The organism is Pseudonocardia sp. NPDC049154, assembly GCF_040648315.1.
Classification (GTDB): domain Bacteria; phylum Actinomycetota; class Actinomycetes; order Mycobacteriales; family Pseudonocardiaceae; genus Pseudonocardia.
This window is the reverse complement of the sequence record NZ_JBEZDN010000010.1, coordinates 91,516-101,359: the sequence shown is the minus strand read 5'-3', so window position 1 is coordinate 101,359 and position 9,844 is coordinate 91,516. Positions and strand designations below refer to the sequence as shown.

Annotated in this window: 7 protein-coding genes; 2 read left to right on the top strand and 5 right to left on the bottom strand. The window is 72.7% G+C overall.

Annotated elements, in window-relative coordinates:
• Positions 1–114 precede the first annotated feature (114 nt).
• The 5 genes from AB0B41_RS08365 to AB0B41_RS08345 all read right to left on the bottom strand — a co-directional run bounded on the left by AB0B41_RS08365 (position 115) and on the right by AB0B41_RS08345 (position 7,933).
• Positions 115–285: a DUF6104 family protein gene (locus tag AB0B41_RS08365; protein ID WP_358200426.1), complete on the bottom strand. Its 171-nt coding sequence runs from the start codon at positions 283–285 to the stop codon at positions 115–117.
• A 6-nt stretch (positions 286–291) separates the two neighbouring features.
• The gene (locus tag AB0B41_RS08360; protein ID WP_358200424.1) at positions 292–4,137 is read right to left on the bottom strand and encodes a multifunctional oxoglutarate decarboxylase/oxoglutarate dehydrogenase thiamine pyrophosphate-binding subunit/dihydrolipoyllysine-residue succinyltransferase subunit; all 3,846 of its coding nucleotides are present in this window, start codon (positions 4,135–4,137) and stop codon (positions 292–294) included.
• Between the two features lie 139 nt (positions 4,138–4,276).
• On the bottom strand, positions 4,277–5,068 hold the full coding sequence (locus tag AB0B41_RS08355; RefSeq protein ID WP_358200423.1) for a hypothetical protein: 792 nt from the start codon (positions 5,066–5,068) through the stop codon (positions 4,277–4,279).
• Positions 5,069–5,301: 233 nt separating this feature from the next.
• Positions 5,302–6,333: an LLM class F420-dependent oxidoreductase gene (locus AB0B41_RS08350; RefSeq protein ID WP_358200421.1), complete on the bottom strand. Its 1,032-nt coding sequence runs from the start codon at positions 6,331–6,333 to the stop codon at positions 5,302–5,304.
• 31 nt (positions 6,334–6,364) lie between these two features.
• A complete protein-coding gene (locus tag AB0B41_RS08345; protein ID WP_358200418.1) occupies positions 6,365–7,933 on the bottom strand; it encodes a long-chain-fatty-acid--CoA ligase in 1,569 nt (522 codons plus the stop codon).
• Between the two features lie 151 nt (positions 7,934–8,084).
• Between AB0B41_RS08345 and AB0B41_RS08340 the strand changes: the two genes are divergently transcribed.
• Positions 8,085–8,993: an ATP-binding cassette domain-containing protein gene (locus AB0B41_RS08340; protein WP_358200416.1), complete on the top strand. Its 909-nt coding sequence runs from the start codon at positions 8,085–8,087 to the stop codon at positions 8,991–8,993.
• Complete coding sequence (locus AB0B41_RS08335) at positions 8,990–9,841, top strand: hypothetical protein (protein ID WP_358200414.1); 852 nt, start codon at positions 8,990–8,992, stop codon at positions 9,839–9,841. The genes AB0B41_RS08340 and AB0B41_RS08335 overlap by 4 nt, the downstream gene beginning before the upstream one ends.
• The last annotated feature ends 3 nt before the right edge of the window (positions 9,842–9,844 follow it).

The window sequence follows — 9,844 nt, the reverse complement described above, 5'->3', positions numbered from 1 at the left end:
ACCACAAACGCGAACCCCGGGCCGCGCGCCCCCCGCCGCGGAGGGGGCACGCCCCCGCCCCCCCCGGTGTTGTGGGGCGATAGTCGCTCTGGCGACTATCGCCACTCACGAGCGTCATTCTTCGTCGTCGCGGGCCAGGAAGGTCGCGAGGCGCTCGACCGCGTCCTCGTAGGCGGGGTGGGAGTCGACGAAGGCCCGGAGGCGGGCGGCCAGCCACTCGACGCTGACCGCCTCGTCCCCGCGGCGTTCGACCAGTTCCTCGATGCCCCGGTCGGTGAAGTACACGGTTCCCTACGAGAACGCCTTGTCGATCAGCTCGCGCTGCTCGACCTCGTGCACCTTCGACGACCCGGCGGCCGGCGCGGCCATCCGGCGGCGGCTGATCCGCTTGAGGCCCGAGAGCCGCTCCGGCAGCTTGTCCGGCAGCTCGAGACCCATGTGCGGCCAGGCACCCTGGTTGGCCGGCTCCTCCTGGACCCAGCGGATGTCCTGCGCGTTCGGGTAGCGCTCCAGGACCGAGGCCAACTGGCGGTCCGGCACCGGGTACAGCTGCTCGACGCGCACGATCGCCGTGTCGGTGATCTCGCGCTTCTGCCGCTGCTGGTGCAGCTCCCAGAAGATCTTGCCGCTGCACAGCAGGACCTTCTTGACCGACGAGGCGGGCCCGTCCGCGGAGCGGAACTCCGGGTCGTCGATCACCGGGCGGAACCGGCCGCCGGTGAAGTCCGAGATCGGGCTGACGACCGCCTTGTTCCGCAGCATCGACTTCGGGGTGAAGACGACCAGCGGGCGGCGGACGCCGTCGAGCGCGTGCCGGCGCAGCAGGTGGAAGTAGTTCGCCGGCTCCGACGGCAGCGCGACCGTCATCGAGCCCTCGGCGCACAGCTGCAGGAACCGCTCGATGCGGCCGGAGCTATGGTCCGGGCCCTGGCCCTCCAGGCCGTGCGGCAGCAGCAGCACGACGTCGGAGAACTGACCCCACTTCGCCTCACCGGACGAGATGAACTCGTCGATGATCGGCTGGGCGCCGTTGACGAAGTCGCCGAACTGCGCCTCCCACATGACCAGCGCGTCCGGGTTGGCGACCGAGTAGCCGTACTCGAAGCCGACCGCGGCGAACTCCGAGAGCGCGGAGTCGTAGGGGAGGAACCGGCCCTGGTCATCGGCCAGGTTGCGCAGCGGGTAGTACTCCTCGCCGGTCTTCCGGTCGATCAGCACCGAGTGCCGCTGCACGAACGTGCCGCGCCGCGAGTCCTGGCCGGAGAGCCGGACCAGCTTGCCGTCCATCGCCAGCGAGCCGAAGGCGAGCAGCTCGCCGAAGGCCCAGTCGATGTCGCCCTCGCGGGACATCTTCGCCCGCTTGGCCAGCACCGGCTTGACGCGCTGGTGCGGGGTGAAGCCCTCGGGCAGGTGCTCGTGCACGTCCCCGACGCGGTGCACGACCTCCAGCGGGATCGAGGTGTCCAGGTCGCTCGGCACGAGCTGTTCCTTCTCGACCGAGGCGGACACGGCGGGCGGGGTCTTCTCCAGCTCGCGGACCTCGTTGAACACGTGCTCGAGCTGGTTGGAGAAGTCCTTGAGCGCGTGCTCGGCCTCCTCCATGGTGATGTCGCCGCGGCCGATCAGCGACTCGGTGTAGATCTTGCGCACCGAGCGCTTGGCGTCGATCACGTCGTACATCGCCGGCTGCGTCATCGAGGGGTCGTCGCCCTCGTTGTGGCCGCGGCGGCGGTAGCAGATCATGTCGATCACGACGTCGTTGTTCCAGCGCTCGCGGTACTCGACCGCCAGCTTGGCCACCCAGACGCAGGCCTCGGGGTCGTCGCCGTTCACGTGGAAGACCGGCGCGCCGATCATCTTCGCCACGTCCGTGCAGTACTGCGAGGAACGCGAGTGCTCCGGCGCGGTGGTGAAGCCGACCTGGTTGTTGACGACCACGTGCACGGTGCCGCCGGTGCGGTAGCCGCGCAGCAGGGCCAGGTTCAGCGTCTCCGCCACCACGCCCTGCCCGGCGAACGCCGCGTCGCCGTGCATCATCAGCGGCAGGACGGTGAAGCCGCCCTCGCCCTTGTCGAGCAGGTCCTGCTTGGCGCGGACGATGCCCTCGAGGACCGGGTCGACGGCCTCCAGGTGCGAGGGGTTCGAGGCCAGCGACACGACCGTCTCGCCGTCGCCGAACATCCGGAAGTACTTGCCCTCGGCGCCGAGGTGGTACTTGACGTCGCCGGAGCCGTGGGCCTGGCCTGGGTCGAGGTTGCCCTCGAACTCGCGGAAGATCTGGCTGATCGGCTTCCCGACGATGTTGGCCAGCACGTTGAGCCGGCCGCGGTGCGGCATGCCGATGACCACCTCGTCGAGCTCGTTCTCGGCGGCCTTGTCCAGCACGGCGTCGAGCAGCGGGATGACGGTCTCGCCGCCCTCCAGCGAGAACCGCTTCTGCCCGACGTACTTGGTCTGCAGGAAGGTCTCGAACGCCTCGGCGGCGTTGAGCTTCGACAGGATGTACTTCTGCTCGACCACCGAGGGCTTCTGGTGCGGCACCTCGATGCGCTCCTGCAGCCAGGCGCGCTGCTCGGGGTCGGCGATGTGCATGTACTCCGTGCCGACGGTGCGGCAGTAGGAGTCGCGCAGCAGGCCGAGCACGTCCCGCAGCTTCATGTGCGCCTCGCCGCCGAACCCGCCGACGGCGAAGTCGCGGTCGAGGTCCCATAGCGTGAGGCCGTGGGACAGCACGTCGAGGTCGGGGTGGCGGCGCTGGCGGTAGTTCAGCGGGTCCGTGTCCGCCATCAGGTGGCCGCGGGTGCGGTAGGACTCGATCAGCTCGAGGACGCGCGCGGTCTTGTCGACCTCGCCCTCGGGGAAGTCCTGCACCCAGCGGACCGGCTCGTACGGCACCCGCAGCGAGGTGAAGATGTCGTCGTAGAAGCCGTCGTCGCCCAGCAGCAGGCGGTGCACCCGGCGCAGGAAGTCGCCGGACTCGGCGCCCTGGATGATCCGGTGGTCGTAGGTCGAGGTCAGCGTGATGATCTTGCTGACACCGATCTGGGCGAGCCGCTCCTCGGAGGCGCCCTGGAACTCCGCCGGGTACTCCATCGCACCGACGCCGACGATCGTGCCCTGACCCTGCATCAACCGCGGCACCGAGTGGTTGGTGCCCAGCGTGCCCGGGTTGGTCAGCGAGATCGTGGTGCCCTGGAAGTCCTCGGCGGTGAGCGAGCCGTTGCGCGCCTTGTGGACCATGCCCTCGTAGGCGGACCAGAACTGCGCGAACGTCATCCGCTCGCAGCCCTTGATCGACACCACGACGAGCGAGCGCTGCCCGTTCTTGCCCGGCAGGTCGATGGCCAGGCCGAGGTTGACGTGCTCGGGCTGGACGACGGTGGGCTTGCCGTCCGTCTCGACGAAGTGGCGGTTCATCGTCGGGAAGTCGGCCAGCGCCTTCACCACGGCGTAGCCGATGAGGTGGGTGAAGGAGATCTTGCCGCCGCGGGTGCGCTTCAGCTGGTTGTTGATGACGATGCGGTTGTCGGCCAGCAGCTTCGCCGGGACCGCGCGCACGCTCGTCGCCGTGGGGACGGCGAGCGAGGCGTTCATGTTCTTGACGACGGCGTTGGCCGCGCCCCGGATCGGCAGGACCTGGTCCTGGCTCTCCGCGGCCGGCCTGGCGGCGGCCTTGGAGGTGCTGCCGGCGGCGGGCTTCGCGGCGGGCGGGGCCGCGCCGTTGCCGTTCGACGCGGCGCGGTCGCCGGCGCGGCGGACCTCGGTCGGCTCGGCGGGACTGGTCGTGGGTGTGCTGGCGGGGGGCACGTCCTGCTTTCCGGTGCGAGAGGAGCCGTTGGTGGTGGTGGCGGAGCGGTCCGGGTCGGCGGTCGGCGCGCCGGCGGCCTCGGCGTCGGCGGAGCGGTCGGCCTCCGCGCGCTCGGCCTCGCCCTGCGCGGTCGGGCTGTCCTCGGCGGGCGCGGCGCCCGACAGCGAGCCGCCGGGCTTGTAGTCCGCGAAGAAGTCGTGCCAGGCCGGGTCGACCGTCTTCGGGTCCTCGAGGAAGCGCTGGTACATCTCCTCGACGAGCCACTCGTTCGGGCCGAACTGGTTGGCGCCGAACTCCCCGGTATGGCCGGTCGTACTACTGGTGGACACGCGCTCTCAACCGCCTTGGTTCGCTTGAAGCTTCTCAGTCGCCGATGACCGCCCTCCCAGGGTAGTCCTCCCCGGGACGGAGCCGGTATGTGCTCGGTCGCGTTGTGACCTCCGTCCGGCGGGTGCCCGCCGGGCCGGGTCAGAAAACGGGGAGGGCCCCGATCGCGGGCACGACGGCGGTGCGCACGGAGGTCTCCGCGATCACCGTGCCCTCCACCAGCCCGCACGAGGAGTCGCGGCGCAGGGTGTCCCGCTCGCCGGCGTACTGCCCGTCGACCGGGTCGACGAGGAGCTCGGTGCGGGTGGGCCCGGCGTCGTGCACCAGGGCGAGGCACAGGTTGCCGTCGAGGTCCTTGACCTCGTCGACGAGCGAGACGGCGGGGAGCTCGAGCAGCGCGGCGTAGAGCGGCGCGCGCAGGTCGGCCGGGACCGAGCAGGTTCGGAGTGCGTCGACGGCGCTGCGGAACGGCCCGGTGTAGGTGCGCCCCTGCGGCGCGTCGGCCAGCAGCCGGGCGAGCAGCTCGCCGGGCTCCCGGGGCAGCAGGGCCAGGAACTCGCGGGTCGGCGTGGCCCAGTTCCCGGCGGGCCGGTGCGGGGTCGAGTCGTGCAGCTCGGCGTAGAAGTCGCCGTACTTCGCGCGGAACCGGCCGGTGGGCCAGGCGTCCCGCAGGTCGAACCCGGCGTCGTCGGCCGCCTCGCCCGAGCCGGCGAGCCAGGTGACCCGGCCGGTGAGCTCGCGGTCGAGCAGCCAGTCCGCGTCCTGGACCGCGGGCGTCCACTGCTGGAGCAGGTGCTCGGACAGGTGCACGTGCACCGGCTCGGCCGGGTCGGGGCCCATGAAGGTGCCCATCCACCACGCGTGCGTCGCGATGTACCGGTACTGCTCCGGTTCCATCGGCTCGTCGGACGTGCGCACGGGAAGGTCGGGCACCACGCAGCTCCCGGGGGGTCGGCAGGTTCACCCGGCATTGTGGAACGGGCCCGACACGGCCCGTGACGCCACCCCCGGTTCGCGTGACCGCCCGCTGCTCAGGGACGGTATCCGCTCCGCGAGCTCCGCTCAGCGCCGATGGTCGCTCCGCGAGCTCCGCTCAGCGTCGATGTTCGCTCCGCGAGCTCCGCTCAGCGTCGATGGTCGCTCCGCGAGCTCCGCTCAGCCGCGGGTCACGGCAGCCACTCGCGCACCTGTCCGAGGACCCTGGGGGCGTCGTCGGTGACCGGGTTGACCTGGAGGTGCGTGACGCCGACCTCGTGCAGTGCCGCGATCCGCTCCTTGACGAACGAGGGCGGGCCGATGAGCGTCGACTTCTCGATGAACTCGTCCGGCAGCGCGGCCGCGGCCTCCTCCTTGCGCCCGTCGAGGTACAGGTCCTGGACGGTCCGCGCGGCGTCCGCCCAGCCCTGGCGCTGCATCACGGTGTTGTAGAAGTTCTTCCCGCGCGCGCCCATCCCGCCGACGTAGAGCGCGAACATCGCCCGCGCCGCCTGCCGGGCCGGCTCCCACATCTCCTCCTCGATCGCGAGGAAGCCGCCGCCGGTGATCTGCAGCGGGCCGAGCTCGGGCGCCCGCTTGGCCAGGCCGGCGGCCAGCGGCGCGCCGAAGGCCTCCTGCATCCGCTCGGGGACGACGGCGTGCGGCAGCCAGCCCTCGGCGAGCTCGGCGGTCATCTCCACGTTCTTGTCGCCGAGCGCCGCGATCCAGATCGGGATGTCCGCCCGCTGCGGGTGGTTGATCAGCTTCAACGGCTTGCCGAGCCCGGTGCCGCGGCCCTCCGGAACCGGGATCGTGTAGATGCCCTCGTGCTGGATGCGCTCGCGCCGCCATACGGCCCGGCAGATCTCGATGACCTCGCGGGTGCGCCCGATCGGCTTGTCGAACGGGACGCCGTGGAAGCCCTCGATCACCTGCGGCCCGGAGGTGCCGAGACCCAGGATCGCCCGGCCGCCGGACAGCGCGTCGAGGCCCGCGGCCGTCATGGCCGTGAGGGTGGGGGTCCGGCTGTAGATCGGCAGGATGCCCGAGCCGATCTCGATCCGCTCGGTGCGCGCGGCGAGGTAGCCCATGAGGGACACGGCGTCGTAGCTGTAGGCCTCGGCGACCCACACGACGTCGAGCCCGGCCTTCTCGAGCTCGACGATGCGGGTGGCGCCCGCCACCGGGTCGTCGCTGTACGGCAGCTGGGTCGAGAGCTTCACGACAGTGAGACTGTCACATCCAGGTCCGGGTTCACACCGTCCGGCGCTCCCGGCCCGCCCAGAAGGGGGCCCGCAGGTCCTTCTTGAGGATCTTGCCGGTGGGGTTGCGGGGCAGCTCGGCCACCACGTCCATGCCCTTGGGGCACTTGTACGAGGCCAGGTGCGCGCGACAGTGCGCGAGCACGGCGGCCTCGTCGAGCTCGGCACCGTCGGCCGGCACGACGATCGCGCGTGGCACCTCGCCCCACCGCTCGTCCGGCACGCCGATCACGGCCACGTCGGCGATCCCGGGGTACTCGGCGAGCACGCGCTCGATCTCGGCCGGGTACACGTTCTCCCCGCCGCTGACGATCATGTCCTTGACCCGGTCGGTCACGTAGACGTAGCCGTCGGCGTCGAGGTGCCCGCCGTCGCCGGAGCGCAGCCAGCCGTCGGAGGTGATCGCGGCGGCGGTGGCCTCGGGCCGGCGCCAGTAGCCGGCCATGAGCTGCGCGGTGCGCACCCAGATCTCGCCCGGCTCGCCGGTCGGCACCGGTTCGCCGGTCGCCGGGTCGCGGACCTCGATCTCGACGCCGTGGATCGGCGTCCCGGCCGAGACCAGCCGGTGCGCGACGGCCGGGTCCTCGTGGTCGGCGGCGGGCAGCGCGGTGACCACGCCGCACGCCTCCGTCATCCCGTAGACCTGGTGCATCCGCCCCGGGAACAGCGGCAGGCACGCCCGCATCACGGGGAGCGGCATCGGTGAGGCGCCGTAGGAGAGGACCTTGATCGCGGAGAGGTCGCGGGTCTCGACACCCGGCACCTTCGTGACCGCCGCCAGCAGCGCCGGCACCAGGAAGGTGTGCGTGATCCGTTCGGTCTCCAGCTGCTCGACGACCGCGGCCGGGTCGGGCACGCGCAGCATCACCATCCGCGCGCCGAAGTGGACCGCGAGCAGGGCGTAGCTGGTGCCGCCGACGTGGAACAGCGGCATCGCGACCTGGACGACGGCGTCATGGTCCACCTCGAAGCTCTCGGCCACGTTGGTCGAGTGCGCCAGCATCGCCCGGTGGGTGAGCATCACGCCCTTCGGGAAGCCGGTCGTGCCCGAGGTGTAGAGCTGCACGAAGCAGGCCTCCGGGTCGGCCTCGGCCGGGCCGTCGTCGGGCTCGTGCGCGGCCAGCCAGGCCTCGTACTCGTCGTCCGGCCCGCCGACCCGGATCCGGCGGCGCAGGGCGGGCGCCTCGTCCCGCAGGGCCTCGGCCGCCTGCGCGAACTCCGGCCCGACGAGCAGGAGCACGGCGCCGGAGTCGTTGAGCACGTAGACGATCTCGGGCGGCGCCAGCCGGAAGTTGACGACGGCGTTGGCGGCGCCGATCCGCGCGCAGGCCAGCGTCAGCTCCAGGCAGGAGGGGTGGTTGAGGTCGAGCACGGCCACCCGGTCCCCGGGCCCGACGCCCTCGGCCCGCAGCGCCGCGGCCAGCCGGCGGACCCGCTCGTCGAGCTCGGCCCACGTGCGGCGCACGCCGGCGAACCGCAGCGCCTCGGCGTCGGGCCGCTCGGCGGCCCAGCGTCCCAGCAGGCCGGACACGTCGGCGGGGCGGTCGGGGGACAGCGTCATCGGTGCTCCCTCGGGGGCGTGAGATGGATCACGGCGGGCGCCACTCTAGCGTCGGGGAGAACCGGAATCGAGGGACGAACCTCGCGGGTCCACCCGCGCGCCCGCGGCACGCGCGCCGGGGGCAGGATGGGGCCCGAGCGTGAGGAGAGGTGTGGGACGCGAACCCGACGGCAGCGGCCGGATCGAGGTGTCCGGCCTGGCCAAGCGGTTCGGCACGGTCGAGGCCGTGCGCGGGCTGTCGTTCACGGTCGAGCCGGGTGCGGTGACCGGCTTCCTGGGGCCCAACGGCTCCGGCAAGACGACGACGCTGCGCGCGATCCTCGGCCTGGTCGCCCCGACCGCGGGAGCGACGCTGGTCGAGGGCGCCCCGTACCCGGAGCTGACCGCACCCGGGCGGGTCGTCGGCGCCGTGCTGGAGGCGCAGGGCGCCCACCCCGCGCGCACCGCCCGGCGGCACCTGCAGGTCTGCGCCTCGGCGATCGGCGTGGCGGAGGACCGGGTCGACGAGGTGCTCGCCCTCGTCGGGCTCGCCGACGCCGCCGACCGGGCCACCGGCGGCTACTCGCTCGGCATGGCCCAGCGTCTCGCCCTCGCGGTCGCGTTGCTCGGCGACCCGCGCATCCTGGTGCTCGACGAGCCGGGCAACGGCCTCGACCCGCAGGGCATCGCGTGGCTGCGGGAGTTCCTGCGCGGTTTCGCGCGTTCCGGGCGGACCGTGCTCGTGTCCAGCCACCAGCTCGCGGAGATCGCGCAGACCGCGGACCGGCTCGTCGTGATCTCGGTGGGGGCCTGCGTCTACCAGGGCCCGGCCGACGGGCTGCACGGCCGGCCCGCCGTCCGCGTCCGCTGCTCCGACCCCGTCCGGCTCGCCGAGGCGCTCGCCGCCCGGGGTGTGCTGGAGATCGACCACGTTGCCGACGGCGGGCTCGCCGTCGCAGCCGACGCGGTGCTCGTCGGCGACACCGCGCTCGCCGCGGGCGTGGCCGTCTACGGCCTGGTCGAGGAGCGCGCGGACCTCGAGGCGATGTTCCTGCGGCTGACCGGCGGAGGTGTGGTGTGACGACCGACCTGCTCCCCACCGCGGGCGTCCTGCGGGCCGAGGCGCTCAAGGCGCTGTCCGTGCGCACCTGGTGGGCGCTCGCGATCCCGGTGGCCCTGCTCGCGGTGATGGTCAACCTGTTCGGCGGGTTGTTCAGCTCGGCCGTCGCCGGGGTGGGCGACGGTCTCCCCGGGATCCTGCTGGCCTCGCTGGCCTACGCGCTGTCGCTGACCACGGTGTTCGCGGCGCTGCACGGCGTGGTGCTGGCCACCTCGGAGTTCCGGCACCGCACCGTGACCACCACCTACCTGCTGGCCGGGCGGGTGCCGACGCTGCTGGCCAAGTCGGCGGTGGCGGCCGGCGTCGGCGCCGCGTACGCCCTGCTCGCGATCGTGCTCGGGCTGCTCGCCGGCCTGCTGGGCCAGGGCGCCGCGCCGCTGCCGTCCGTCGGCGGGATCCTGGCGCTGAGCGGCCTCGGGATCCTGGTGTGTGCGCTCTGGGCGGTGCTCGGGGTCGCGCTCGGCACGCTGGTCGTCAACCAGGCCGGGGCCGTCGTCGCGCTGCTGGTCTACGTGCTGGCGGTGGAGAACCTCGTCTCGCTGATCCTGCGCTCGGGCACGGAGGAGGGCAGCGCGCCGTCGGCGATCGCCCGGCTCACCTCGTTCCTGCCCGCCAACGCCGGCGACATCGCGCTCTACGACCTGCCGGCCCAGGAGCTCGGCGGCCGGTTCGCGTCCTCGATCGTCGAGGGCCTGGCGGGCGTCGCCGGGCCCCCGCCGGCGTGGGGCGCGCTGCTCGTGCTCGTCGTGTGGGCCGGGGCCGGGGTGGCGGTGGCGTGGGTCGTCGGCGGCCGCCGGGACGTGACCTGAGAC

What these genes read in the sequence shown, in the direction of transcription:
- AB0B41_RS08345 (WP_358200418.1), bottom strand. Translation starts at nt 7,933, where the DNA reads ATGACGCTGTCCCCCGACCGCCCCGCCGACGTGTCCGGCCTGCTGGGA.